The organism is Isoptericola variabilis (assembly GCF_050311655.1).
In the GTDB taxonomy this organism is placed as follows: domain Bacteria; phylum Actinomycetota; class Actinomycetes; order Actinomycetales; family Cellulomonadaceae; genus Isoptericola; species Isoptericola variabilis.
Window position 1 is genome coordinate 641914 of sequence record NZ_JBNOZM010000001.1, and the last position, 25083, is coordinate 666996.

Annotated in this window: 28 protein-coding genes; 10 read left to right on the top strand and 18 right to left on the bottom strand. The window is 75.2% G+C overall.

Annotated elements, in window-relative coordinates:
• Positions 1 to 9: 9 nt before the first annotated feature.
• From ACQP60_RS03070 to ACQP60_RS03080, 3 genes are read right to left on the bottom strand one after another with little or no spacing between them, the layout of a single operon-like run.
• Positions 10 to 858: a hypothetical protein gene (locus ACQP60_RS03070; RefSeq protein ID WP_429728346.1), complete on the bottom strand. Its 849-nt coding sequence runs from the start codon at positions 856 to 858 to the stop codon at positions 10 to 12.
• Positions 855 to 2156 carry a glycosyltransferase gene (locus ACQP60_RS03075; RefSeq protein WP_429728348.1) on the bottom strand — a complete coding sequence of 434 codons (1302 nt, stop codon included), beginning with the start codon at positions 2154 to 2156 and terminating at the stop codon, positions 855 to 857. Before ACQP60_RS03075 ends, ACQP60_RS03070 begins: the two co-directional genes overlap by 4 nt.
• 54 nt (positions 2157 to 2210) lie before the next feature.
• Positions 2211 to 3161: an NAD(P)/FAD-dependent oxidoreductase gene (locus tag ACQP60_RS03080; protein WP_429728349.1), complete on the bottom strand. Its 951-nt coding sequence runs from the start codon at positions 3159 to 3161 to the stop codon at positions 2211 to 2213.
• A 59-nt stretch (positions 3162 to 3220) separates the two neighbouring features.
• Between ACQP60_RS03080 and ACQP60_RS03085 the strand changes: the two genes are divergently transcribed.
• Both ACQP60_RS03085 and ACQP60_RS03090 read left to right on the top strand, forming a co-directional pair.
• Entirely contained in the window at positions 3221 to 3697 is a 477-nt protein-coding gene (locus tag ACQP60_RS03085) for a MerR family transcriptional regulator (RefSeq protein WP_429728350.1), read from the top strand.
• Positions 3694 to 4782 (top strand): P1 family peptidase, encoded by a 1089-nt coding sequence (locus tag ACQP60_RS03090; protein ID WP_429728351.1) that lies wholly within the window; start codon positions 3694 to 3696, stop codon positions 4780 to 4782. Before ACQP60_RS03085 ends, ACQP60_RS03090 begins: the two co-directional genes overlap by 4 nt.
• 15 nt (positions 4783 to 4797) lie before the next feature.
• Here ACQP60_RS03090 and ACQP60_RS03095 read toward each other — a convergent pair whose 3' ends face one another.
• The 6 genes from ACQP60_RS03095 to ACQP60_RS03120 form a co-directional block, all read right to left on the bottom strand.
• Positions 4798 to 5508 carry a DUF6766 family protein gene (locus tag ACQP60_RS03095; protein ID WP_429728352.1) on the bottom strand — a complete coding sequence of 237 codons (711 nt, stop codon included), beginning with the start codon at positions 5506 to 5508 and terminating at the stop codon, positions 4798 to 4800.
• Positions 5509 to 5593: 85 nt separating this feature from the next.
• Positions 5594 to 6025 (bottom strand): hypothetical protein, encoded by a 432-nt coding sequence (locus ACQP60_RS03100; RefSeq protein WP_429728353.1) that lies wholly within the window; start codon positions 6023 to 6025, stop codon positions 5594 to 5596.
• Between the two features lie 48 nt (positions 6026 to 6073).
• The gene (locus ACQP60_RS03105; protein WP_429728354.1) at positions 6074 to 6670 is read right to left on the bottom strand and encodes an HhH-GPD-type base excision DNA repair protein; all 597 of its coding nucleotides are present in this window, start codon (positions 6668 to 6670) and stop codon (positions 6074 to 6076) included.
• A gap of 101 nt (positions 6671 to 6771) precedes the next feature.
• Entirely contained in the window at positions 6772 to 7626 is an 855-nt protein-coding gene (locus ACQP60_RS03110; protein ID WP_429728355.1) for an ABC transporter permease subunit, read from the bottom strand.
• Positions 7623 to 8588, bottom strand: coding sequence for an ATP-binding cassette domain-containing protein (locus ACQP60_RS03115; RefSeq protein ID WP_429728356.1), 966 nt, complete (start codon positions 8586 to 8588; stop codon positions 7623 to 7625). Before ACQP60_RS03115 ends, ACQP60_RS03110 begins: the two co-directional genes overlap by 4 nt.
• A 134-nt stretch (positions 8589 to 8722) precedes the next feature.
• The gene (locus ACQP60_RS03120; protein WP_429728357.1) at positions 8723 to 9193 is read right to left on the bottom strand and encodes a PNPOx family protein; all 471 of its coding nucleotides are present in this window, start codon (positions 9191 to 9193) and stop codon (positions 8723 to 8725) included.
• Positions 9194 to 9242: 49 nt separating this feature from the next.
• On the opposite strand from ACQP60_RS03120, the gene ACQP60_RS03125 reads away from it, so the two are divergent.
• Positions 9243 to 9704: an anthrone oxygenase family protein gene (locus ACQP60_RS03125; protein ID WP_429728358.1), complete on the top strand. Its 462-nt coding sequence runs from the start codon at positions 9243 to 9245 to the stop codon at positions 9702 to 9704.
• Positions 9705 to 9750: 46 nt separating this feature from the next.
• Complete coding sequence (locus ACQP60_RS03130) at positions 9751 to 10245, top strand: CoA-binding protein (RefSeq protein ID WP_429728360.1); 495 nt, start codon at positions 9751 to 9753, stop codon at positions 10243 to 10245.
• Between the two features lie 9 nt (positions 10246 to 10254).
• On the opposite strand, the gene ACQP60_RS03135 is transcribed toward ACQP60_RS03130, so the two are convergent.
• From ACQP60_RS03135 to ACQP60_RS03145, 3 genes are read right to left on the bottom strand one after another with little or no spacing between them, the layout of a single operon-like run.
• Entirely contained in the window at positions 10255 to 11130 is an 876-nt protein-coding gene (locus tag ACQP60_RS03135; RefSeq protein ID WP_429728361.1) for a putative F420-0 ABC transporter ATP-binding protein, read from the bottom strand.
• Entirely contained in the window at positions 11127 to 12212 is a 1086-nt protein-coding gene (locus tag ACQP60_RS03140; protein WP_429728362.1) for a putative F420-0 ABC transporter permease subunit, read from the bottom strand. Before ACQP60_RS03140 ends, ACQP60_RS03135 begins: the two co-directional genes overlap by 4 nt.
• Positions 12209 to 13243, bottom strand: a complete 1035-nt coding sequence (locus tag ACQP60_RS03145) for a putative F420-0 ABC transporter substrate-binding protein (RefSeq protein ID WP_429728363.1) — start codon at positions 13241 to 13243, stop codon at positions 12209 to 12211. The genes ACQP60_RS03140 and ACQP60_RS03145 overlap by 4 nt, the downstream gene beginning before the upstream one ends.
• 167 nt (positions 13244 to 13410) lie before the next feature.
• On the opposite strand from ACQP60_RS03145, the gene ACQP60_RS03150 reads away from it, so the two are divergent.
• The 3 genes from ACQP60_RS03150 to ACQP60_RS03160 all read left to right on the top strand — a co-directional run bounded on the left by ACQP60_RS03150 (position 13411) and on the right by ACQP60_RS03160 (position 16481).
• Positions 13411 to 14172 (top strand): tyrosine-protein phosphatase, encoded by a 762-nt coding sequence (locus tag ACQP60_RS03150; protein ID WP_429728365.1) that lies wholly within the window; start codon positions 13411 to 13413, stop codon positions 14170 to 14172.
• 57 nt (positions 14173 to 14229) lie between these two features.
• Positions 14230 to 14784 carry a hypothetical protein gene (locus ACQP60_RS03155; protein ID WP_429728366.1) on the top strand — a complete coding sequence of 185 codons (555 nt, stop codon included), beginning with the start codon at positions 14230 to 14232 and terminating at the stop codon, positions 14782 to 14784.
• 89 nt (positions 14785 to 14873) lie between these two features.
• Positions 14874 to 16481, top strand: a complete 1608-nt coding sequence (locus tag ACQP60_RS03160) for a molybdopterin-dependent oxidoreductase (RefSeq protein WP_429728367.1) — start codon at positions 14874 to 14876, stop codon at positions 16479 to 16481.
• A 10-nt stretch (positions 16482 to 16491) separates the two neighbouring features.
• On the opposite strand, the gene ACQP60_RS03165 is transcribed toward ACQP60_RS03160, so the two are convergent.
• The 4 genes from ACQP60_RS03165 to ACQP60_RS03180 are packed head-to-tail and all read right to left on the bottom strand — an operon-like array spanning position 16492 to position 18991.
• Entirely contained in the window at positions 16492 to 17181 is a 690-nt protein-coding gene (locus tag ACQP60_RS03165; RefSeq protein ID WP_429728368.1) for a helix-turn-helix transcriptional regulator, read from the bottom strand.
• Positions 17178 to 17669, bottom strand: coding sequence for a nuclear transport factor 2 family protein (locus ACQP60_RS03170; RefSeq protein WP_429728369.1), 492 nt, complete (start codon positions 17667 to 17669; stop codon positions 17178 to 17180). The genes ACQP60_RS03165 and ACQP60_RS03170 overlap by 4 nt, the downstream gene beginning before the upstream one ends.
• 46 nt (positions 17670 to 17715) lie before the next feature.
• Complete coding sequence (locus tag ACQP60_RS03175) at positions 17716 to 18357, bottom strand: LysE family translocator (RefSeq protein ID WP_429728370.1); 642 nt, start codon at positions 18355 to 18357, stop codon at positions 17716 to 17718.
• Positions 18358 to 18388: 31 nt separating this feature from the next.
• Positions 18389 to 18991: a YdcF family protein gene (locus tag ACQP60_RS03180; protein ID WP_429728371.1), complete on the bottom strand. Its 603-nt coding sequence runs from the start codon at positions 18989 to 18991 to the stop codon at positions 18389 to 18391.
• A 100-nt stretch (positions 18992 to 19091) separates the two neighbouring features.
• On the opposite strand from ACQP60_RS03180, the gene ACQP60_RS03185 reads away from it, so the two are divergent.
• Positions 19092 to 19667 carry a GNAT family N-acetyltransferase gene (locus ACQP60_RS03185; protein ID WP_429728372.1) on the top strand — a complete coding sequence of 192 codons (576 nt, stop codon included), beginning with the start codon at positions 19092 to 19094 and terminating at the stop codon, positions 19665 to 19667.
• Positions 19668 to 19677: 10 nt separating this feature from the next.
• Here the strand turns inward: ACQP60_RS03185 and ACQP60_RS03190 are convergent, their stop codons facing one another.
• Together ACQP60_RS03190 and ACQP60_RS03195 are read right to left on the bottom strand one after the other, a co-directional pair.
• The gene (locus ACQP60_RS03190) at positions 19678 to 19989 is read right to left on the bottom strand and encodes a hypothetical protein (protein ID WP_429728373.1); all 312 of its coding nucleotides are present in this window, start codon (positions 19987 to 19989) and stop codon (positions 19678 to 19680) included.
• 4 nt (positions 19990 to 19993) lie between these two features.
• Complete coding sequence (locus ACQP60_RS03195) at positions 19994 to 20746, bottom strand: phosphotransferase family protein (RefSeq protein WP_429728374.1); 753 nt, start codon at positions 20744 to 20746, stop codon at positions 19994 to 19996.
• Positions 20747 to 20945: 199 nt separating this feature from the next.
• On the opposite strand from ACQP60_RS03195, the gene ACQP60_RS03200 reads away from it, so the two are divergent.
• Positions 20946 to 21410, top strand: a complete 465-nt coding sequence (locus ACQP60_RS03200) for a hypothetical protein (RefSeq protein ID WP_429728375.1) — start codon at positions 20946 to 20948, stop codon at positions 21408 to 21410.
• Positions 21411 to 21711: 301 nt separating this feature from the next.
• Complete coding sequence (ileS, locus tag ACQP60_RS03205) at positions 21712 to 25050, top strand: isoleucine--tRNA ligase (protein WP_429728376.1); 3339 nt, start codon at positions 21712 to 21714, stop codon at positions 25048 to 25050.
• Positions 25051 to 25083 lie beyond the last annotated feature (33 nt).

A 25083-nucleotide genomic window follows, 5' to 3' on the forward strand; every position in this document is an offset into this window, starting at 1 on the left:
GCCCGCCGCTCAGCCGATCCGGGCGCTGAGCACCAGCTCCTCGCCGACGTCCAGGCGCACGTCCGCGAGCCGGACCCCGGGCGGGAGCGCGGCGGCCAGGTCGACGCGGCGGTTGGCCGCCGCCTCGACGCGGCCCCGGACGGCGCCGAGCATCGCGGCGACGAGCGGGTTGCCGCTGGAGATGCGCACGTCGCCGACGGTCAGCACCATCGCCGCGTCGACCGACGCCGACGCCGTGGCGGAGACGCCGGCGGACAGGAACCCCTTGCGGATCTTCGCCTCGATCCGCACGCCCGCCGCACGGGGGCCGTGGGAGTCGAGGTGGACGTCCAGGTCGCTCAGCGTGATGCCCTGGGACTGCAGCGAGACGGCGAGCAGACCGTGCACGGTCGCGACCAGGCCCGCGCGGGAGACGGCGACGCGCGCGTGCCCGGTCACCGGGTGGGCGTCGTCCGGCTCGACCGGCTCGAAGCCGACCTGGCCGTCGTCACCCTCGACCCACGTGAACCGCAGGCCCTCGGCCTGGGCGGTGACGTCCACGGGCAGGTCGACGGCGGTGAGCGGGTGGGCGTCCACGCGCAGGCGGCGCACCGTGCCGTCCTCGCGCGCGGTGATCGTGCCGGGCCGCCACACGACACCCGGGGTCTTCTGCTGCGCGCCGAACGCCACGCCGGTGAGGTCCGCCTCGAGCGTCGCGACGTCCGCGCCGTCCAGCGTGGCGGCCAGGCGCGCCCGGTCCAGGCCCGCGGCCCCTGTCCCGGCCGCCCGCGTCGCGAGGGCGCGGAGCCGGTCTGCGAGGTCGTCGCCCGTGGCGGGTCGCGGGGCAGGGCCGAGCGGCAGGGGGTGCGCTGAGGTCATGCGGCGAGCGTAGTCGGAGGCCGGGACGTCAGGTGCTCCTCGACCAGGTCCGCCGCCGCGCGCGTCCCGCCGAGCCCGCGCAGCTCCGCGCCCAGGCGGGCTGCGGTCGCGCGGTAGCGGGGGTCCGTCGTGACGTCGCGGTACGCCGCCGCGATGGCCGCCGGCCGGGGCGTGCCCGTGCGGAGGTTCACGCCGGCGCCGTGCCAGCCGATCCGCGCGGCGATCTCCGGCTTGTCGAGGTCGCCGCCCGCGACGACGAGCGGGACGTCGTGCCTCAGGGCCTGCAGCACCCCGCCGTAGCCGCCGTTGGTGATCATCACGGACGTGAGCGGCAGGAGCGCGGGGTAGGGGACCATCGGCGCGACCCTGGCGTTCGCGGGCAGGGGGCCGGGGAGCGGCGCCGTGCGGTGACCGAGCCCGACGACGACCAGGACGTCCTCGTCGGCCAGGGCTTCGAGGGTGGGCAGCACGAGGTCGGTCGGGTCGATGTTCGCCGTCCCCTGCGTCACGTGCACCACCGGAACGTCGGAGCGGACCAGGTCGTCCCACCACTCCGGCAGCGCGACCGGCGGCGTCGGGACGCCGTCGTCGGTCAGGTCGCCGGCGAAACGCACGTTTGGCGGGAGGTCCGACCGCGGGTAGTCGAGACCCGGCGACCCGGCGGCGACCACCAGGTGTGGCGAGTACCAGATCGTGTCGAACCGCTCGTCGTCGGGCGCGAGGCCCGCGAGCCGCCGCGTCCGCTGGTAGCGCTTCGCCAGGGCCCTGGTGCCGGCGCGGGAACCGGCACCCAGCAGCGCGTCGCGCACCCGGCCGAACGGACCGCGGGCCGGCTCGAGCCCCAGCCCCGTGGGCGGGATGCCCTTGCCGGGCGGCCAGTAGGCGATGGGGGAGAGCGTGGCCCACCGCGACCCCAGGCGCTCGGCGGCGAACCGCGTGCCGAGCGCCATCGGGTCGCCGACGACCAGGTCCCAGGGCTCGTCGTCGTGCGCGGCGAGCAGGTCCGTCGTCTGCGCGGGGGCGGTGCCGAGGAACAGGTCCTCCAGGTTGATCAGCACCTGACGGAAACCCTTGGCGTCCCGCATCCGGGGGAACGTCGCCGCATAGTTCCGCTCGTCGAAGTCGGGAGCGGCGTCCCAGGCGACCGGTCGGGCGCCGACGTCCGCGAACGCCCCGGTGTACGACCGGCCGGTGTAGACGCGCACGTCGTGCCCGCGCCGGACGAGCTCGCCCGCGACGGCCCGGACCGGCCGGGCGTGGCCGGCGAAGGGCATCGCGGTCATCATGATCGAGGCCACGTCACGATTGTGGCACCGCGGACCCCGCGCCTCCCGTCGTCTGCCGGCCGCCGGTCAGCGCGCCACGCCCAGCAGGTCGGCGTCGATCGACGCGGCGGCGAGCTGGCCCGCGGCCATCGCCGCGGTCACGGAGCTCACGGGCATGGGGAAGTCGGCGGTGTGGGCGAGGTCGCCGGCCGCGAGGACCCCGGGCATGCTCGTGCGTGCCATGGCGTCCACGGCCACGCAGCCGGAGTCGCGCAGCTCGAGGCCGAGCCGGGCGGCGAACGGCGCCGCCTGGTGCAGCGCCGGGGCCACCATGATCCCGCCGAGCTCCTCGCCCCCGGCACCGTCCAGCACGGCCCGGGCGCCCGGGCGCCCGTCGGGGAGCGTCAGCGGCTCCAGGCGGAGCACCTTCTCGGGCCGGACGGCGACGCCGCGGGCGTCGAGCGCCGCGCGGACCTGCGGGTCGACGTCGGCGCCGTCGGCGAGCACGACGACGCGGCTCGCGATGCGCTCCATCAGTCCCGCGACGCGCGGCGAGTGCGGGCCGGCGCCCAGGATCGCCACCGGGGTGCCGGAGAACTCGTGCCCGTGGCAGTACGGGCAGTGGGCCGCGACCGTCCCGAACATCGCCTCCAGCCCGGGCGTCGCGGGCAGCTCGTCGCGCATGCCGGTGGCCAGGAGCAGGCGCCGGGCGGCGACGTCACCGTCGTCGGTGCGCACGACGAACCCGTCGGCCGGCGACGCGGGGTCGAGCGGGGCGACGTCGAGGACGGTGGTGCGGCGCAGCTCGACCGTGTCGTAGGCGGCGAGGGTGCGGTGCGCCGCGGCGCGGAACTCCGCCGGCGGCACGCCGTCGAACCCGAGCACGTTGTGCATCGCGTCGGTGGGGTCGTTGCGGTAGACGCCCGAGTCGAGGACGACGACGTCCCGGTGCGTGCGGCCGAGCATCAGCGCGGCCGCGAGGCCGGCGGGGCCGGCGCCGACGATCATGGCGTCGTGGAGGGCAGGGATGTCGGTCATGGTGGGCTCCTTCGTGGGTGGGGTTGCGTCGTGACCCCAGGCTGTGACTTCATGTCAACATGAAGTCAAGGGGTGAGTCGGAACAGAGCTGGAGCGTCGGCGAGCTCGCCGAGCGCTTCGGCCTCGAGACGCACGTGCTGCGGTACTGGGAGGAGGTCGGCCTGCTCGCCCCGGCCCGCGACGGCGGGGGACGGCGACGCTACGGGACCGACGACGTGGTGCGCGTCGCGACGATCCTCAGCTCCAAGGTGGCGGGGATGAGCCTCGAGCAGATCCAGGTGCTGCTGGACGCCGGGTCCACGGGGCGCGGCGCGCGGGACCGGCACGAGGTGCTCACCGCGCACCTGGCCGAGCTCGACCGGCGCCAGGAGGAGATCGACCGCTCCCGGCACATGACCGAGCATGCGATGTCGTGCCAGGCGCACGACATCGCCACCTGCCCGCGGTTCCGCGAGCACGTGCAGGACCTCGTCGACGGCACGCGCACCTGGCGCGACGTCCACCCGGGGCGGCTCGTCCCGGCGGGCCGGGCATGAGCGGCGCGCGGCCGGGTCCCCGCGAGCTGGGCGTCGTCGTCGGCGACCTGCCCACGGGTCCGGCGAACGCGATCACCGACGTGCCGGGGGTGCGCGTGGGTCACACCACGCTGCACGAGGGCGAGCGGCTGCACACGGGGGTCACCGCCATCGTGCCCGACGCGCTCGGGGCCGGGCCGGGGCAGCGTCGCGCGCTGCCGTGCGGGCTGTTCGTGGGCAACGGGTACGGCAAGCTCGTGGGCGCGACGCAGCTGGAGCAGCTCGGCGCGATCGAGACGCCGATCCTGCTCACCGCGACGCTCTCCGCGTTCCGCGCCGCCGACGCGCTCGTCACGCACATGCTCGCCCGGCCCGGCTACGAGGACGTGCGCACCCTCAACCCCGTCGTCGGGGAGACGAACGACGGCTACCTGTCCGACATCCGCGCCCGGCCGATCACCGAGGCGCACGTGCTGGCCGCGCTCGACGGCGCGTCGTCCGGCCCGGTGGCACAGGGCTGCGTCGGCGCCGGGGCGGGGACGTCCGCGCTCGGCTACAAGGGTGGCGTCGGGACGTCGTCGCGCCGGGTGGAGGTGGCGGGGGCCGTGCGCACCGTGGGCGCCCTGGTGCAGTCCAACTTCTCCGGCACGCTCACCGTGCGCGGCGTGCCGCTGCCCGCGGCGGATCTTCTCGGCACGGAGTCGATCTCTTCGGCAGCTCCCCCTGCCGAAGAGATCGACGTGGTGCCGAAGAGATCCGGGCCGGGGGAGGGCAACTCCTGCATGATCGTCGTGGCGACGGACGCGCCGCTCGACGCGCGCCGGCTGGAACGGGTGGCGCGGCGCGCCGTGTTCGCCATGGGTCGCGTGGGCTCCGACTTCGCCCACGGCAGCGGCGACTACGGCCTCGCGTTCACGACGGCGGACCCCGCCGACCCGCTGGTCCCCGACGACGCCCTCGACCCGCTGTTCGCGGCGGCGACGGACGCCGTCGAGGAGGCGCTGCTGGCGTCGGTCTTCACCGCGACGACCGTCGTCGGGCACCGCGGGACCCGGCATGAGCTGCCGCACGACCGCGCGCTCGGGCGGCTGCGCGCGGCGGGGTGATCGAGGCGTGACCGTTCAGCCCTCGACGGCGGTCGCCTCGTGCGGCGTGCCGACGGGCTTCGACTCGGGGGACCCGCGTTCGCGGAGATAGATGGCGAACACCACCATGCAGAGCACGGCGAGCAGCTCGGACTGCCAGTTCTGCAGGGTGCGGTCCCAGAAGTCCGGCAGGCCCAGGTAGGCGGTCCAGGTGACCGGGTCGTGGCGGTCGCGCAGCTGCTCCTCGTTGTAGGCCACGACGCCGGCCGCGGACTGGGCGAGCCACGAGCCCAGGAAGATCGCGCCCATCACCAGGGTGAGCGAGTGCGAGTACACGCGCAGGCGCCAGCCGCCCGCGCGCGCCCAGGCGGGGGAGTCGAGCCGGGCGTGGCTCCCGACGAGCTGCTGCTCGTCCGTCTCCCGGCCCGCCTCGCCGACCTTCTTGGACTCGGGCGACCCGCGCTGCACGAACCACACCGTCAGGCCGATGAACAGCAGGAACTGCAGGAACTCCGACTGCCAGTTCTCCGTGACGTCCACCCAGAAGACGGACGACGTCACGTACCCGGCCACGCCCAGCGGCTCGAGCCCCGCGGCGACCTGGTCGGCGTCGCGCTGCGCGGCGCCGACGAACGCCTGCCCGGCCAGGACGGCCAGGAAGAGCACGCCGAAGGCCAGGCTGAGCGAGTTCTCCCGCAGCACCCGTCCCGCGCGGGTCTCGCTGGGCGGGTCCGTGCCCCGGGTCATCGGTGCGCCCCGGCAAGCACGAACGCCGTGACCAGGCCGAGCACGATCAGCGCGACGGTCACGCCGAAGATGATCTTGGGCGCGTTCACGACTCCACCTCGCAGTCGTACGGGCGCTCGCCGCGCGGGTCGCAGCCGACGGTGGTCACCACCCAGGTGTCGCCCGAGCGGGCCAGGAACACGGTGTCGGACGCCGTGAGCACCTGGGCCTGGCTCCCCGCGCGGCGCACCGTCACGACGGTCGCGGCGTCGGCGCGCTCGGCCAGCACGGCTCCTGGGCCCGCCGGGTCGAGCAGTGCCTCCGGGCACGGTGCGTGCTCCTCCTCGGCGAGGTCCGCCGCCGCGCCGGCCAGCAGCAGCGCGCACGCGGCGTCGCCGTCGCCCGCGGCCACCGCGGCGTAGAAGCGGGCGACGACGTCCTGGGCCGCGTCGTCGCCCGGGCCGCCGCACCCGGCGGTGACCACCGCGGCCAGCGCGACGACGGCGGCTCGCGGCATCGACCGTCGTCGGGCATCCATGCAGGTCATGCTGCCCGGGGAGGCGCTGCTCGCAACCCGCGGCGGGGTTCAGCCCTGCTTGGCCGCCTTCGCCGCGGCCTTCTGCGCCTTCTTGAACGTGCGCACCTCGGCGAGAGACTCCGCGCTGGTGACGTCCGCGATGGAGCGGCGCGAGCCCTCGTCGCCGTAGTGGCCCGCCGCCTCCTGCCAGCCGGCCGGCCGCACGCCGCGCTGCTTGCCCAGCAGCGCGAGGAAGATCTTCGCCTTCTGCTCGCCGAAGCCCGGCAGCGCGCGGAGGCGTGCCAGCACCTCGGCCCCGGTGGCCGGCCCCTCGGCGCCCGGAGCGGTCCAGAGCTTCGCGACGTCGCCGTCGTAGTCGTCCACGATCGCCCGCGCCAGCGCCTGCACGCGGCCCGCCATCGACCGCCCGTACCGGTGGATCGCCGGGGGAGTGGTGGCGAGGGCGACGAACTCGTCCGGGTCGGCGTCCGCCACCGCGTGCGGGTCGATGCTGCCGAGGCGGTCACGGATCTTGCGCGGCCCCGCGAACGCGTGCTCCATCGGGTACTGCTGGTCGAGCAGCATGCCCACGAGCAGCGCGAACATGTCGTCGCCCAGCAGTGCGTCCGTCTCGGGGTCGCCGGTGATCCAGAGCTGTGCGGTCATGGGTCCATCCTGCCTCGCACACCGTGAGTTCGGTCATCTGTCGCGAGATCGGTCGGGATCCCGACCGATCTCGCGACAGATGACCGAACTCACGCCGTGGCTCACGCGTCGCGGCGCCGGACGGCGACGCCTGCGGCGGCGAGCACGGCCACGGCGTACCCGGCCAGCACGGCGAACCCGGCGCCGGGGGCGAGGAGACCGTCGGGTGTGGGGCCGGTCGCGATGAGGCGCTCGCCGGCCACGGTCGGGAGGTAGGCGTACACATCCTGCGCCCAGGCGGCCGAGCCGGCGAGCCCCTGGAACAGCAGGGGCACCACCATCAGCAGACCCAGGGTGGTGGCGATCCCGGCGGCCGTGCTCCGCAGGAGCGCGCCGATGCCCAGGGCGAGCGCGGCGACCGTCACCAGGTAGACGGCCGTCCCGCCCAGGGCGCGCAGGTGCTCGCCGTCGGAGAAGTCCAGCGAGAGGCCGTCGGCGGACAGCGCGGACGCCGTCGCGAGCCACGCTGCGGCCAGGCCGACGACGGCGAGCAGCGCCGTCGTCGCCGCGACCACGACCAGCTTGGCCCACAGGACCGGCAGGCGCCGCGGCACGGCGGCGAAGGTCGCGCGGATCATGCCCGTGGAGTGCTCGCCGGTGACGGTCAGGACGGCGAGGACCGCCACTATGAGCTGCGCGAACCCGTACCCGAACGTCACGGCGACGGCGCCGCTCGGGACGGCGAGCCGTGGGTCGGCGCTCATGGTCTCCTGCATGTCGGGCGACGTCGTGGCGGACCCGAGCGTCGCGGCCATGACGACCGCGAGCCCCGCCATGAGCAGCACCGTCAGCACGATGCCCCACCAGGTGGAGCGCAGGGACCACAGCTTCAGCCACTCCGAGCGCAGTACGCGGGCGACGGTCACGTGGGTGTCGCGCGCGGGCGCGAGGTCCGCGACGAGGGTGGCGGCGCTCATGAGTGGTCTCCCGGGCTCGTCGAGCCGGCGGCTGCGAGGTTGCCGGCGGGGTCGTCGGTGCGGTACTCGACGGCGTCGGCCGTGAGCTCCAGGTAGGCGTCCTCGAGGGTCGAGGCCACCGGGGTCAGCTCGTGCAGCGCGACGCCCGTGGTGAGGGCGATCTCGCCGATCGCCGCGGCGTCGAGGCCCGTGACCTCCAGCGCCCCCTCGTGGGCGACGTCGGGCACGACGACGGTGGCGCCGGCGTGTTCCAGCGCGGTCCGCAGGGCCGACGGGCCGGGGGTGCGGACGGTGACCGCACGGCGCGACGCCGCCTCGACGACGTCGCTGACGGGTGCGTCGGCGAGGATGCGGCCGCGCCCGATGACGATGACGTGGTCGGCGGTGAGGGCCATCTCGCTCATGAGGTGGCTGGAGAGGAAGACGGTGCGGCCCTCGGCCGCGAGGCTCCGCGCGAGGTGGCGCACCCACAGGACGCCCTCGGGATCGAGGCCGTTGACCGGCTCGTCGAGGATCAGCGTGCGCGGGTCGCCCAGCAGGGCCGACGCGATGCCGAGCCGCTGACCCATGCCGAGCGAGAAGCCGCCCACCCGCTTGCGGGCCACCGTGGCCAGGCCGGTCAGGTCGATGACCTCGTCGACCCGCCGGTCGGGGAGGCCGTGCGTGGCGGCCAGCGCGCGCAGGTGCGCCCGCGCCGTCCGCCCGGGGTGCACGGCCCGGGCCTCCAGCAGTGCGCCCACCTCGGTGAGCGGGGACCGGTGCCGTGCGTACGCGCGGCCGTTGACCGTGACCGAGCCCGCGGAGGGCCGGTCGAGACCCATGATCATGCGCATGGTGGTGGACTTGCCCGCCCCGTTGGGGCCGAGGAAGCCGGTGACGACGCCTGGCCGCACTGTGAAGGTGACGCGGTCGACGGCGGTCGTGTTCCCGTAGCTCTTGGACAGACCCTGTGCCTCGATCATGTCGTCGAACGTATGAGGGGTGACCGGTGTCACAGCACCGGGACGCCCCTGAAAGGGACCCTGGCCGTGTCGCTACCGCCCCGGGGGTTCCCCTACGCCGGAGCCCCGGCCGGCGGCCGACGCCGTCGCGTTCTTCAGCCGCGCCCTGGCTCGCTGACCGGCCAGCGGCTCAGCCGCCCGACGAGGAACGACTCGATGCCGATCAGCCCCGACGCGGCGCCGACGAACCCGCCGAGCAGGCGGCGGGCGTCGTCGGCGTCCATGACGCGCAGCTGGTCCGCGCGGTAGTCGATCCCCTTGCGGGTGAGCCGGTACGACCCTGCGGCGCGCACGTTGCGGCACCAGTCCACGTCCGGCCCCCAGGGCAGCGGCGTGAGCACGAGGATGTCGCGGTACTCGCCGATCTCGACCGGGTCGCCGGGCTGGGCGACCCGGGTGTCGATGGGTGCCCGCGCGGCGAACGCGACCACCGGCGTGCGGTACTCGCGGCCGCTCTTGCGGCCCACGTGGTGCAGCGTGACCCACGGCGGCACGCGCGAGCTCACCTTGAGGGCGTACGGGTTGAAGCGCTTGGTGGCCGTGACGACGGCGGGCGGTGCGGGCATACGGTCCATCCTGCTGCGCGAGGCGAGGTCCCGCTGGTTGGATGGGCCCATGGACCTCTGGGGCGCGCTCCTCGTGCTGACCGTGCTGGTCACCGGCCTGGCGGGCGGGGTGTTCGCGGCGTTCTCGACCTTCGTCGTCGCGGGCCTGCGCCGGCTCGACCCCGACGATGCCGCGGCGGCGATGGCGGCCATCAACTCCGACGCGGTACGTCCGCCCTTCATGACGCTGTTCGGCGCGGCAGTGGTCGTGCCGGTGGGCGTGGCCGTGGTCGGCCTCGTCGGCGGGTACGACGGCGCGTGGCTGGTCGTGGCGAGCGCCGTCGTCGTGGTCGCGGGCATGCTCGGGGTGACGGCGGTCGGCAACGTGCCGCTGAACGACGCGCTCATGGCGCACCGCGACGCCGCCGGGTGGGTCGCGTTCGACCGGCCCTGGAGCCGGCTCAACCACGTGCGGACCGTCGCCTGCGCGGCGTCGTGCGCGCTCGCGGGCGTAGCGCTGGCGCTGGCATGACGGCGGGACGACGGCTCGGACGGCCGTACGGACAGGAGGGGAACGCATGAGGATCAGGGACCCGAAGGACTGGAACACGCCGATCGAGGTGCCGGCGGCGCGAGGCGCGAGCACGCCCGAGGCCGTCGACACCACCGACGCCGACGCGACCATCGACCGCGTCCTCGACGAGACCAGCACCTGGGCCGTCGTCGGCCTGTCCACCAACACCGAGCGCGCCGCGTACGGCGTCGCGGAGGTGCTCCAGCGCGCGGGCAAGCGGATCGTGCCCGTGCACCCGAGCGCCGAGACCGTGCACGGCGAGCAGGGCTACGCGAGCCTGGCGGACATCCCGTTCCCGGTCGACGTCGTGGACGTCTTCGTCCGCTCCGAGCTCGCCGGGGCCGTCGCCGACGAGGCGATCGCGATCGGCGCCCGGGCGGTCTGGTTCCAGCTCGGGGTGATCGACGAGGACGCCGCCGCCCGAGTCCGCGCCGCCGGGCTCGACATGGTCATGGACCGCTGCCCGGCCATCGAGCTGGGGCGGCGACCGCGCGCCTGAACCGGCGGGTCAGCCGGGCTGCGTGAACGTCAGCACCGGGCGCCCGGTGCGCGGGTGGGTGAGCACCTCGGTGCGCACGCCGTAGACGGGGTCGAGGACGTCGGGCACGAGGACGTCGCGCACGTCTCCGGCCGCGACGACGCGGCCGCCGGACAGCAGCACCACGTGGTCGCAGTGCTGGGCGGCGAGCTGCAGGTCGTGCAGGGCCGCCAGCACCGTGACCCCCCGGTCGGCGAGGTCGCGCAGGAGGCGCAGCGCGTCGAGCTGGGCGGCGATGTCGAGGTGGTTGGTCGGCTCGTCCAGCAGGATGAGCGCGGGCTCCTGGGCGAGGGCGCGCGCCATGTGCACGCGCTGGCGCTCGCCGCCGGATAGGGTCGTGACCTCGCGGTCTGCGAGGTGCGCCGCCCCGACGTCGTCGAGAGCACGGCGGGCGGCGGCGCGGTCGTCCGCGGAGTCCCCGGCCAGCAGCGAGCGGTGAGGGATGCGCCCGAGCAGGACGGCGTCACCCGCGGTGACGGGCAGGTCGGTGGACACCTCCTGCTCGACGAACGCGAGCGTCCGCGCGCGCCGTCGCCGTGGCAGCGCGAGGAGGTCCGTGCCGGCGAAGACGACGCGGGCACCAGGACCGGGCCCGCCGTCCGACGGTGCCTGCACCCCGGCGATCGCGCGCAGCAGCGTCGACTTGCCCGACCCGTTGGGGCCGAGCAGCCCGGTCACCGCGCCCGCGGGAGCGGTGACGTCCACCCCGTCGAGGATCAGCCGACCGGCCGCCGACCACGAGACGCGGGCGGCGTCGAGGCCGTCGCCGTCCGGCGGGGCCGCGCGCCCGACGGGGGCGGCGGCGCGGGTCTCGGTGCGTGCCTCCGTGCGTGACTCGGTGGTCATGCGATCCTCCGTCCGCGCCACAGCAGGAGGGCGAACACCGGCGCGCCGATCGCGGCGGTGACGATGCCGACGGGCACCTCGCGCGGGGCGAAGACCGTGCGCGCGAGGGTGTCGGCCCAGACGAGGAACGACGCCCCGCACAGCGCCGACAGCGGCAGCAGCAGCCGGTGCCGCGCGCCGGTGAGCAGCCGTACGGCGTGCGGCAGGATCAGCCCGACGAACCCGATCGACCCGCTCTGGGAGACCAGCGCGCCCGTGAGGAGCGCGACCCCCACCAGCAGCAGCCACCGCACCCGCGCGACCGGGACGCCGAGCGCCGCGGCAGCGGTGTCCCCGAAGGTGAACGCGTCGAGGATCGAGCCGGTCGAAGCGAGCAGCGTGCCCAGCACCAGCACCGCCACGCCGGTGATCGCGACCGACGTCCACGTCGCGCCGGCCACCGACCCCATGAGCCACGACAGGATCTCGCGGTACGAGTCGCCGGTCGCGGACCAGAAGATGACGAAGCTGGTCGCCGCGGCCGCGAGCTGGCTCACGGCCAGCCCGGCCAGCACGGTCCGGGTCGGCGTGATCGTGCCGATCGCGCCGGCCAGCGCCAGCGCGGCGGCGAGCGCCGCGACCGCCCCGCCGAACGCGGCGACGGGCAGCAGCACGGTCAGGCCGGCGACGAGCACGAGCACTGCGCCCAGCGACGCCCCGGACGACAGCCCGAGGAGGTAGGGATCGGCGAGCGGGTTGCGCGTGAGGGACTGCATGACGACACCGCACACCGCGAGCCCGGCGCCCACCGCCGCGGCGGTCAGCACGCGCGGCAGCCGCAGCTCCCACACCATCCCGTCCGGCAGCGCGTCGAGCGGCGCGAGGCCGAGCGCGCCGCCGAGCCCGAGGTGCGTCGCGATCGAGCGCCAGACGTCGGCGACGGACAGGTCGGCCGGACCGATCGTCACCGTCACGAGGACGGCCGCGACCAGCACCACCACCGACGCCGGTAGCCACCAGGCGGCGCCGCGGCGCCTCGCGGGCGCCGTGGTGGCCTGCTCGCTCGTCCTGGTGGCCGCGGCCGGCCGGGCCGTCGTCGTCACGGCTCGAGCCCCTCCAGCCCGTCGAGCTGCGCGGACAGGTCGACGACGGCGTCGACGTTGCGCACGCCGGCCTCCGACGCGGGGAACGGCACGGTGAGGTAGTGGCCCTCCCGCACGGCCGTCATCCGGGCGGTGGCGGGGTTGGACTCGAGGCGCTCGATCTTCTGGTCCGCGCTGTTCCAGGTGGCGTCGACGAGCACGATGACGTCCGGGTCCGCCTCGATCGCCTGCTCCCACGAGAACGACGTCCAGGTGTCGTGCACGTCGGCCGCGACGTTCTCCAGCCCGACGGCGTCCATGATCATCTGCGGAGCGCCGATGCCGGCCCCCACGTAGGGGATGTCGTCGCCCGACGAGTACCAGAGCGCGGTGAGACCCCGGTCGTCGGGGGTGACGGACGCCAGGGTGTCCTTCTGCTCCGCGACCAGGTCGGCGGCGGCGTCGGACGCGTCGAAGACCTCGCCCACCTCGTCGATCTCGGCGAAGACGTCGTCGAAGGTCAGCGGGTCCGGCATGTACTCCGGCGCCTTGCAGGCGGCGGGGGAGACGTAGCTGGCGACGCCGAGCTTGGCCAGCGTGGCGCGGTCGCCCGCGCCGTCGGCGGTGAGGTTCGACTCCCAGCCGGCGTAGACGAGGTCGGGCTCCAGGCCGAGCACCGCCTCCGCCCCGGGCACCTGCTCGGCCATCGGGTCGGCGACGGCGGGCACGTCGGCGGCGGCGTCGGCCAGGGAGTCCGGCACGGGGCCGTCGAGGAACGCCGACCCGACGATGCGGTCGCCGAGGCCGAGCGCGAGCAGCATCTCCGTGGTGCTCGACTTGACGGTCACCACGCGCTGCGGCGCGGCCTCGACGGTGGTCTCGACGCCGCAGTTGTCGAGCGTCAGCGGATAGGCGGTGCCCCCGGCGGACGCGTCCGTGGGGGCGGCCGACGACGTGGCGTCGGCGGGGTCCTGCGCGCAGCCCGCGAGGGCGGCGAGGGACAGGGCGAGCACGGCAGCGCCGGGCACGGCGGTTCGGGAGAGGCGGGGCACGCGAAAGCTCCAGGGGTCGTCGTCGGTGGTTCGTCCGACGGCGCGCCATCTCGCGCCGGTGGAACCGCGGCCCACAGCCCGGGTCGCGCCGACGGGCCAGAGTCGTGCCCGTGATCCGTCGCCGAGCCTAGTACGCGCCGCCGGTCACGTGTGCTTGCCTGGCGTCCGTGACGCTCCCCACCGACACCCCGCCCGCCGAGACGCCGCCCGTCGCGACCGGTTCCGAGGACCCCCGCGCCGTCCGGTGGGGCACGCTCCCGAACGCCCGCGACCTGGGCGGCCTGCCCATCCGCGCCGGCGGGCGGACCCGGCCCGGGCGCCTCTACCGGACGTCGCGGCTCGACCACGCCGGCAGCGAGGGCCTCGCGGCGATGGTCGACGCCGGCGTCCGGACCGTCGTCGACCTGCGCAACGCGGCCGAGATCGTGCCGCTGGAGCTGCCGCCGGCGGTGACCCGGCACCACTGCCCGGTCGAGGACCCCGACGACGCCGAGTTCATGGCCGCCTGGGGGCCGCACCTGCACACCCCGCGCTACTACGCGACGGTGCTCGAGCGCTGGCCCGACCTCGTCGCCGACGTCTTCCGCACGATCGCCGCCGCGCCCGACGGCGCCGCCGTCTACCACTGCGCGGGCGGACGCGACCGGACCGGCATGATCACCGCGCTGCTGCTCGTGCTGGTGGGCGTGCCACGAGCGGCGATCGTCGAGGACTACCTGCTGGCCGTCCGCGCCAACAACGCCCGCGCCGCCACCGAGCCGGGGTGGGACGAGCCGCACCGCGGGCCGGACGAGCTCGAGGCCTGGTGCGACGACGTCGCCGCCGCTCTTGACAACTTCCTCGACGGCGTGGACCCCGCCGCCTTCCTGCGCGCGCAGGGCATGACGGACGGGGAGCTCGACCGGGTCCGCGGCCGCCTGCTGGACTGACCGCCCGCGGCCGAGCCTGACCTCCGGCGGCGCCGAGCGGCGCTACGCTCCGGCAGCATGACCCCTCGCGTGCAGGACGCCATCTCGTGGCGGCGGCCGCGCCGGCCGCGACGCGGGGTGAGGGAGAGCACCGGCGCGGCGACGGGGCTCGTGCGCGCCGCGGTCGACCTCGCGCTGTCGATCGCGAACGGGAACGCGCCGGCGGGTGACGTGTCGAGCCTCGGCGACGAGGCGCCGCGGGTGCCTCGCGACCCCGCAGCGCCGGTCCCCGAGCTGCCCTGCGTCGTCGTGGGCGGCACCGCGGACTGGCTCCCGGCGGGTGCGGAGGGCGCGGAGCTGTGGGCCGCACGGTCGCGGACCTGGATCGCCCTGCCCGGCGAGGCGCGCGACGTCGAGCTGGACCGGGCGACGCTGGCGCTCCGCTCCCTGACGCTCGCGCCCGGGGAGGACGGGCCGTGGACGCTCGACTCCCCGTGCCGCGCGACGCTCGCCGGCCCGGGGACGGACGTCCTCGTGGAGGGGTCGTGGCTCGCGGTCGCCTGGCTCGGGCACCTTGCCGGCTGGCCCGACCCCGGCCCGCCGGCACGCCCGGACGGCGAGCCCTGCGCCTGAGACCCGGCGAGGGACGCGGCCCGGCCGGAGTTCCTTACGGTCTCGTCACCTCCCGCCGGCGCCGGGCCGCCGAGTGGGACGCTGGGGGCATGAGCAGCACATCGCCGGCGGGTCCGGACCGGTCGTACCCGCCCCGGCCGACGCCGCGGGACGGCTGGTGGTCGGCGCTCGCGGGCGTGGTCGCGACGGCGGCCGGGCTGGCCGTGGCGGAGCTGGTCGCGGCGTTCGTCGACCCGTCGTCGAGCCCGGTCGTGGCGGTCGGGGGCGCGGTGGTGGACGGCGTCCCCGGCTGGCTCAAGGACCTTGCGGTGTCGTGGTTCGGCACGGCCGACAAGGCCGTCCTGCTCGCGACGATGGGCGTCGTCTCCCTCGCCGGCGCCGCGCTCGTGGGCTTGCTCGAGCGACGCCGTCCGCCGTGGGGCGCCGTCCTGCTGGGCGCCGTGGGCGCGGTCGCCGCCGTCGTGGCCGCGGGGCGACCCGGGGCGAACGTCGCGTGGGCGCTGCCCAGCCTGCTCGGGGTGGTGGCCGCGATCGCCCTGCTCAGCGCCCTGCTGCGCCGGGTCGAGGCGTGGCTCGGCGGTCGATCAGGAATCGCCGAGCGGCCCGCCGTGGACCGGCGGTACGCGATCGACCGGCGTCGCTTCCTGCAGTGGACCGGCGCGACGGCGGCCGGCGCCGTCGTCGTGCTCGGCGTCTCGCGCGTGGTCTCCGCGGGCGGCCGCGCGGTGACGGCGGCCCGTGAGGCGATCCGGCTTCCCCGGCCCGCGACGGCGGCGCCCGCCGTGCCCGCGGGCGCCGACCTCGGCGTCGAGGGCGCCGCCCCGTACGTCACGCCGAACGCCGAGTTCTACCGCATCGACACGGCCCTGGTCGTGCCGCAGGTGGACCCCGAGGACTGGACGCTCACCATCACCGGGCTCGTGGACGAGCCGTTCACGATCACCTGGGACGACCTGCTCGCGCTGCCGCTGGAGGAGCACCACGTCACCCTGGCATGCGTCTCCAACGAGGTGGGCGGCGACCTCGTCGGCAACGCGCTGTGGCTCGGCTACCCCGTCCGGGAGCTGCTGGCCCGGGCAAGGCCGCAGGGCGGCGCGGACATGGTGCTCTCCCGCAGCACGGACGGCTTCACCGCGGGCACGCCGCTGGAGGTGCTGCAGGAGGAGGACCGCGCGTGCCTGGTCGCGGTCGGGATGAACGGGCAGCCGTTGCCCACCGAGCACGGCTTCCCCGCGCGCCTGGTGGTCCCCGGGCTGTACGGGTACGTGTCGGCCACCAAGTGGGTCACCGAGCTCAAGGTCACCCGGTTCGCCGACGAGCAGGGCTACTGGACGCCGCGCGGCTGGTCCGCGCTCGGGCCGATCAAGCTGTCCTCGCGCATCGACGTCCCGCGCCCGGGCGACGACCTGCCCGCCGGCGCGGTGACGCTCGCCGGCGTCGCGTGGGCGCAGCACACCGGGATCGAGCGCGTGGAGGTGCGGGTCGACGACGGCGACTGGGTCGCGGCCGACCTCGCCGACACCGTCGGCCCGGACACGTGGCGCCAGTGGCGGCTGGACTGGGACGCGACGCCCGGCGACCACCTCGTCGCCGTGCGCGCGACCGACGCCGACGGCAACCTCCAGGTCGAGGCGGAGGCCCCGCCCGCGCCCGACGGCGCCACCGGCTGGCACACCATCGAGCTGACGATCACCTGAGCGCGCGGCGTCACGGGGTGAGCGGTGCGAGGTCCCACCGCGCCAGGTCGGCGTCCACCGCCGCGCGGTGCAGGTCCACGAACCGTTCCCCGGTGGGCTCGACGGACTCGATGCGGTCGTCGCGGAACCCACGCACGCCCCCGCCCGGGCGGGCCCAGGCGACCAGGTACCAGTGGCCGTCGCCGCGCAGCAGCCGCAGCGGTTCCACCTCGCGTTCCTCGCCGCGGTAGCGCAGCCGCAGCACCTGCCTGGCGGCGACGGCGCCCGGCAGCAGGTCCAGCGTCGTCGCCGCGGCGTAGGCCGCGCCCGGCGAGGCGGCCGAGACGACGGGCACGGCACCGCCGGACACCGCCGCGCGCACCGGCTCCGGCGCTCCCGCCAGGATCCGGTCGCGGGCCCGGCGGGCGGCGCCGTCGAACGGCGACCCCCGGAGCAGACCGAGGGCCACGGCCGCGGCGAGAGCCTCGTCGGCCCGCAGGTGGAGCGGCGGCAGCGAGTAGTCCGCGAGGATCGAGTACCCGCCGGCGCGGCCGTCGACGCCGTACACCGGGACGCCCGCCTCCCGCAGCGCCGCCAGGTCCCGCTCGATCGTCCGCCGCGAGACGCCGAGCTCGGTGGCGAGCCGCACGGTGGAGACCGGGCGGGGCGCCCGCGCGCGGAGGTGGTCGACGACGGCGTGCAGGCGCTCGGACCGCTTCACGGGGCCACCCTGCCCGCCGCCGGTGACACCGCGCGATGGCGGGGCGGGCGACAGGGCGCAACGTCGTCGTCCGCGGCGACGGGGCGGCCCGCGGTCACGGACCAGACGCGGCGGGCACGCCCGTCGGGGGCGACGTCGAGCAGGTCGATGCCGCCGACGTGCAGCCCGGCCGCGTCGTCGTCGGCGGACCAGACGGACACGACGTGCCCCGGGGCGGAGCGGGCGAGGCGGGTGGCGTAGCGCAGCCCCTCGCGCCCGGTCCGGAAGGCGCCGATGAAGGCGGCGAGGGCGTCGGGCCCGCGCACCGCGTCGCCGTCGGCGGCGAGGGCCGGGTTGCCGAAGCGGACGGTGACGTCGGCGGTGACGAGCGACGGCGCGAGGGCGAGGTCGCCGCTCCAGAGGCGTCCCCAGCCGTCGAGGAGGTCGGGCGCGGTCAGCGTCGTGGCCAGGGGCGTGCTCAGGGTGGTGGTGCTCGGTGTCGTGGTCATGTGCCCACCGTGCGGTGGCGTGGCGACAACGGTGCGGCGGGGTTTCTCAGACCCGCGCGGTCGCCGCCAGGCGCGCGCCGAACAGCACCAGCACCCCGCCGGTGACGCGGTCCACCCACCGCACGGCGCCGGACCGGCGCAGCCGGGGTCCGAACCATCCCGCGCCGAGGACGACGAGCGACAGCCAGGCCGTGCCGAGCACGCAGTGCACCAGGGCCAGCAGCAGGCCCATGAGCAGCGGGTTGACGCCGTCGGGCACGAACTGCGGGATCGCGGCGACGTAGAAGACGCCGACCTTGGGGTTCATGAGGTTGGTGCTCAGCCCGAGGCCGAAGTCGCGCCAGCGGCCGCCGGACGGCAGCGGCGCGTCCAGCTCTGCCGCGGCGTCCTGCGGCTGTCGGAACGACCGCCACAGCATCGACGCCCCCATCCAGACCATGTACGCCGCGCCCGCCAGGGTGAGCACGCGGTACGCGGTCTGGCTGGCGGCGAGCAGCGCCGCGGCGCCGCCCGCGGCGGCGGCGCCCCATACGAGGGTGCCGACCTGGATGCCGCCGAGCGCGGCGAACCCGTGCGAGCGCGAGCGGGTCACGGTGCTGCGCAGCACGAGCGCGGTGTCGAGGCCGGGGACGAGGGTGAGGAGCCCGGCGACGAGGGCGAAGGCGAGCAGCGCCTGGAGGACGGTCACGGCGCCACGATACGAGCAGCGGGGCTCGGCGTCACCGCCCGCGCAGGTCGCCCCGCACGCCGCGCAGCGTCCACGCCCCGTACGCCGCGAGGGCCGGCTTGAGCAGCAGCCACTCGCCCCAGCGGTGGTCGGCGCCACGCGTGAGGCGGCCGACCAGGTCGGGGCGCTGTCGCGCGACGTACACGCGCGCCTTCAGCGCGTGCGCCGGCTGGGACACGATCGTGATCCGGTCGGCGTCCTCGACCAGCGGGAGGACGCGGGCGACGTTCTCCCAGGTCGCCCGGCTCTCCTCCTCGAGCAGAAGCGGTCCGTCGTACCCCAGCACGGCGACGGCGTGGTCGGCCAGCACGCGGGCCTCGGTGCGGCCCGACGTCGTCGCGCCCCCGCTGAGGACGAGCCGCGTGCGTGCCGCCGGGTCGAGGGACCGCAGCCCCGCGCGCACCCGCCACCGGTTGACGACGTTCGCGGCCGGCCCCCGGTTGCGGAAGCCCAGGACGACGACGGCCTGGGTCTCGCCGGCGGGTTCGCTCACGAGCGTTCTCGACCAGCGCCGGTTCAGCAGCTCGCTCGAGGCCAGGACGGCGAGCGCTCCGACGGCGGCGCCAATGAGGGCGAGCAGACGACCGCGGCGCATGCCGAGGACTGTAGCCCGCGCCGTCGGGCGCGCAGAAGGCCCGCGGGAGCCGGCAGGAAAACGGGCGACGACGACGGGCGCCCGGTGCCACCATCGGCGCATGCTGATCCGCCGAGAGCTCCCGTCCGACGCCGCCGTCGTGCGCGCCGTCACCGCCGCCGCCTTCGCGGGCGCGACCTACTCGGCGCCGCCCGTCGAACCGGACGGCGCTCCCGGCGAGGCGACCCTGGTCGGGCTGCTGCGGGCGGACCCGTGCTGGATCCCGGAGCTCGCGTTCGTGGCCTGCGCGGGGCATGACACGGGAGACGCCGTCGTCGGGCACGTCGTGTGCACGCGGGCCCGCGTGGGCGACGCGCCGGCGCTCGTGCTCGGGCCGCTGAGCGTGCACCCCGACCACCAGGCCCGCGGCGTCGGCTCGGCGCTGGTGCACACGGTGCTCGGCGCCGCCGACGCGCTGGGGGAGCCGCTCGTGGTGCTCGTCGGCGATCCGGCGTACTACTCCCGCTTCGGGTTCGTGCCCGCTCCCGAGCTGGGCGTCGAGCCGGACGACCCGGCGCTGACGCCGTTCTTCCAGGCACGGCCGCTCACCGCGTACGAGCCGTCCCTGCGCGGACCGTTCGCGAGCCCGGCTCCCTTCGCCGCCCTCGAGGCGATGGCGGCCGACCCGCTCGGATGACACGGCGGGTTCACAGGTCGAGGTCCGGGTCCATGGTGCTGAGTGTCTTGCCCCGCTCCCGCGCGTACGCGATCTCACGGAGCGTCGTCGTCCCCACGTAGCCGCCTTCGCTCACGACACGGACCTCGTCGGCGAGGTCGATCCGCGCCAGGTGGAGCCGTGCCAGCGCCCTGCGGACGGATGGCGTCAGCTCGCCGTCGACCGCCTCGGGGCCGAGCACGATCACGCCCTGCGCCGTCAGGCGCCGTCGCTCCGACCCGAACAGGTCCTGGAAACGCTGCGAGCCGCACAGGCACACCACCCGGGGGCACTCGACGTCCATGCTGCTAAGACTCCCGCATCCTGGCTCGGAGCACGTCGAGCTCGGCTCCAGGCGCGTCGGGGTCGAAGCCGTGCTCGATCAGCCAGCGCGACGCCGTGAGGCTGCGCAGCGACCACCACGCGCGGATGACGGCCCGGTCCGCGCCCGGGCCGTAGCCGGCCAGCACGTCGTCCAGGCGCTCCTCGTGCCCGAGCGTCAGGATGGCCAGGTCGAACATGGCGTCGCCGGGGGCGGCCTCGGACCAGTCGATGATGCCGGTGACCTCGTCGCCGTCGACGAAGACGTGCGTGAGCTGCAGGTCGCCGTGGACGAACACCGGCGCCCACGGGCGCAGCGCCGCCTCGGCGACCGCCCGGTTCTTGCGGACCACCTCGGCGGGCACGACGTCGTGGGCGAGCAGCCACGCGCACTCGCGGTCGAGCTCCGCCGCGACGTCGTCGACGCTGCGTCCCGGCCACGGCGGCACGGGTGCGTCGTGCAGGGCCCGGACGGCCGCGCCGGCCGCCGCCCACGCCTCCGACGACGCCGGCGACGGCTCGCCGAGGACGCCGAGCGCCGTGCCGGGCACGGCCGCGAGCGCCAGCACGGGCGGCTCGCGCCAGAGCACCGCGGGGGTCGGGACCGGAGCGAGCTCCATCGCCCGCGCCTCGCGCTCGGCGTGCGACGGGTCGCCGTCGACCTTGAGGAACACGTCGCCCACCCGCAGCGTCGCGCGCTGGCTGTGGGCGACGACGACCTCCACCTTCTCCGCGTCCATGCCCGCCATCATCGCGAGTGCCGCCGCAAACGCGCCCGGGGTTTTCGGGCGTCGGCGCCTGTGCGGGCCCGGCGCCGTCTGGTTGACTCTGCCGCGGTGCGCGGCGGAGCGTGCCAGGTTTCGGCGGACGGAGTGCCAGGTGGGCGGACGGGTCTCGCGATCTCCTTTCAGGGTCGTCGCTGCGTGGTGGCTCGCCACCGTGGGCCTGCTGGCCGGGTGCGGCCACGACGTCGAGCCGGCGCCCGACGCCGTTCCCGCCGCGGCAGCACCTGACGCCACGACCACCCACGACCCCACGCCCGGCGCCACGGCGGACGACCTGTGCGCGGTGCTTCCCTCCTCCCTCGCGGGGACCGACGACGTCCCCGGGCAGCCCGACGGCGGCTACGAGGGCTGGTTCAACAGCACACCCGCCGACGCTGACGGGAAGCCGCTCCGCGACCCGGCGGACTGGCCCGAGCAGATGCGGGAGCACCCCCGGGTCGCCCTCGTGAACACCTGGTCCGACACCGTCGTCGCCTCCTACGACCGTGTCCGGTGCGGCGAGGTCGAGGGGTGGCAGTTGCCGGACGACACCTCCGACTGGCCGCGGGAGTCCGTCGTCGTCGTGGACGTGTCGACCGGCGAGGTGGTGGAGCACTTCGCCGTCGGCCGGGACGGCTGACGAGGCCGGTCGCCGGCTGGCTGTCGGTGTCGCGACGATCGCACTTGCGCGGCTGGCTACCATGGACGCACAGGCATCGACCCGGCCATCACCGGTGAGCCTCCGGAAGAACCGAGTGACCCCCACTCCTAGTAGAACCGGACGGGTAGGCCCGTCACAGCCTCCGATGAGCGGCGGGCGCCAGCACGACCGGCGTCCGCAAGCGAGGTGGTACCGCGGTGACCGCGTCCTTCGGGGCGGGGGAGTCGTCCTCGCACGGCAGCAGCGACGTCGACCCGTACCACCGCCCAGGAGCCCACCCATGGCCTATCCGCAGCACCGCTCGTCCGACCAGCCTGATCAGGCAGTACAGCAGGGCGCCGCCTTCGGCATCGCCGGCGTCCCCGCGTCCCCGGACCTGCCGGCGATCGAGCGGGAGGTGCTGGAATTCTGGGCCGCCGACGACACCTTCCGCGCGTCCGTGGCCAAGAACCCGGCGGGGGAGAACGGGAGCAACGAGTTCGTCTTCTACGACGGCCCGCCGTTCGCCAACGGCCTGCCCCACTACGGCCACCTGCTCACCGGCTACGCGAAGGACGTCGTCCCGCGCTACCAGACGATGCGCGGCAAGCACGTGGAGCGGCGGTTCGGCTGGGACACGCACGGCCTGCCCGCCGAGCTCGAGGCCATGAGCCAGCTCGGCATCAAGACCAAGGACGAGATCCTCGAGCTCGGCATCGAGAAGTTCAACGCCGCGTGCCGCGCGTCGGTGCTCAAGTACACCTCCGAGTGGCGCGACTACGTCACCCGCCAGGCGCGCTGGGTCGACTTCGACCACGACTACAAGACGCTCAACGTCACCTACATGGAGTCGGTGCTGTGGGGCTTCAAGAAGCTCTACGACGCCGGCCTCGTGTACGAGGACTTCCGCGTGCTGCCGTACTGCTGGAACGACCAGACGCCCCTGAGCAACCACGAGCTGCGCATGGACGACGACGTCTACCAGACGCGGCAGGACCCGGCGGTCACCGTCGGCTTCGACGTCGCGACCGTGCCCGCCGGGCAGGACGTCGTGCGCCCCGGCGACAAGCTCCTCATCTGGACGACGACGCCCTGGACGCTCCCGTCCAACCTGCTCGTCATGGTCGGCACCGAGATCGAGTACGTCGTCGTCGAGTCCTCGTTCACGGGGACCCCGCAGCGCTACGTCCTCGCCGAGGCGCGCCTGGACGCGTACGCCCGCGAGCTCACGGACGAGGGCGAGGAGGCGCCGCGCGTCGTCGGGCGCCTCACGGGCCGCGACCTGCTGCAGACCTCCTACGTCCCGCCGTTCTCGTACTACGAGGGCCGCGAGCGCGCGCACCGCGTGGTCGAGGCGGACTTCGTCACGACGACGGACGGCACCGGCCTGGTGCACAGCGCCGGCGCGTTCGGCGAGGACGACAAGGTCGTCTGCGACCGCGAGGGCGTCGCCTCCGTGATGCCCGTCGGCGCGGACGGCAAGTTCACGCACCCGGTCGACGAGTACGCGGGGCTGCAGGTCTTCGACGCGAACCTGCCGATCATCGACCACCTCAAGGCGCGCACGCGCGGCGAGGCGGACGCCGGCTCGACCACGGCGGGCACGGTGCTGCTGCGCCGCGAGTCGTACGCCCACTCCTACCCGCACTGCTGGCGCTGCCGGCAGCCGCTGATGTACATGGGCGTGTCCTCGTGGTTCGTCGAGGTCACGAAGTTCAAGGACCGCATGGTGGAGCTCAACCAGGAGATCTCCTGGACGCCCGAGCACATCAAGGACGGCCAGTTCGGCAAGTGGCTCGCGAACGCCCGCGACTGGTCGCTGAGCCGCAACCGGTTCTGGGGCTCCCCGGTGCCGGTGTGGAAGAGCGACGACCCGGCGTACCCGCGCGTCGACGTCTACGGGTCGCTCGCGGAGATCGAGCGCGACTTCGGTCGCCTGCCGCTCGGCCCGGACGGCGAGCCGGACCTGCACCGCCCGTTCGTCGACGAGCTCACCCGACCCAACCCCGACGACCCGACGGGACGGTCCACGATGCGCCGCGTCGAGGACGTCATGGACGTGTGGATGGACTCCGGCTCCATGCCGTACGCCCAGGTGCACTACCCGTTCGAGAACGCGGACTGGTTCGAGCACCACTACCCGGGCGACTTCATCGTCGAGTACATCGGCCAGACGCGTGGCTGGTTCTACCTGCTGCACGTGCTCGCGACGGCGCTGTTCGACCGGCCGGCGTTCCGCACCGCCGTCTCGCACGGCATCGTGCTGGGCTCCGACGGCCGCAAGATGAGCAAGTCGCTGCGCAACTACCCGGACGTCTCCGAGGTCTTCGACCGCGACGGTTCCGACGCGATGCGCTGGTTCCTCATGGCCAGCCCGATCCTGCGCGGCGGCAACCTCGTCGTCACGGAGGAGGGCATCCGCGACTCGGTGCGCCAGGTGCTGCTGCCGCTGTGGAGCACGTACTACTTCTTCACCCTGTACGCGAACAGCGCGGCGGACGGGCAGGGGTACACCGCGAAGCCCGTCACGGCCGAGCGCGTCCCCGGCCTGCCCGCCCTCGACCGGTACCTGCTGGCGCGCACGCACGACCTCGTGGCCACGGTGACGTCGCAGCTCGACGCCTACGACATCTCCGGCGCCTGCGAGTCCGTGCGCGAGCACCTCGACGTCCTCACCAACTGGTACGTGCGCACCCAGCGCGACCGGTTCTGGGCCGAGGACGCCGACGCCTTCGACACGCTGTACACGGCGCTCGAGACGCTGACCCGCGTGATGGCGCCCCTCGCGCCGCTGCTCACGGAGGAGGTCTGGCGCGGCCTCACCGGCGGCCGCTCCGTGCACCTCACGGACTGGCCGGCTGCCTCAGGTGCGGCCGACGGCGGGGACGTCGTCGTGGAGGCCGCCCTCGTGCGCGACGACGAGCTCGTCGCCGCGATGGACGAGGTGCGCGCCGTCGTGTCCAGCGCGCTCGCGCTGCGCAAGGCGCACCAGCTGCGCGTGCGCCAGCCGCTGGCCCGCCTCACGGTGGCCGTGCCGGACCCGGCGGCGTTGGTGGACTACGTGGGCCTGCTCACGTCGGAGCTCAACGTCAAGGCGGTCGACCTCGTCGAGGCCGACGCCGACGCGTCCGAGCGGTTCGGCATCACCGAGCGGCTCGCGGTCAACGCGCGGGCCGCCGGGCCGCGCCTGGGCCGGGGCGTCCAGGCCGTCATCAAGGCGGCGAAGGCGGGCGCGTGGCGGCGGGACGCCGACGGCACCGTCGTCGTCACGACCGACGCCGGCGACGAGCCCCTGCTCGAGGCGGAGTACGAGCTCACCACCGTCGTGGGCGACGCGGCCGGCGAGCATGTGGCCGCGTCCGTGCTGCCGGGCGGCGGGTTCGTGGTCCTGGACCTCGCGCTCGACGACGCGCTGCGCGCCGAGGGCTACGCCCGCGACGTCATCCGCGACGTGCAGGACGCCCGCAAGGCCGCCGGCCTCGAGGTGAGCGACCGCATCGCGCTGGAGCTCGACGTCCCCGCCGAGCACGTCGCCGCCGTCCAGGCGCACCGCGACCTCATCGCGCGCGAGACCCTCGCGCTCGACGTCGCCGTGGCGACCGGCGACGGCGAGCGCGTGGTCCGGGTCGCCAAGCGCTGACCCGCCTGCCGAGCGTCCCCGTCGGTCAGGATT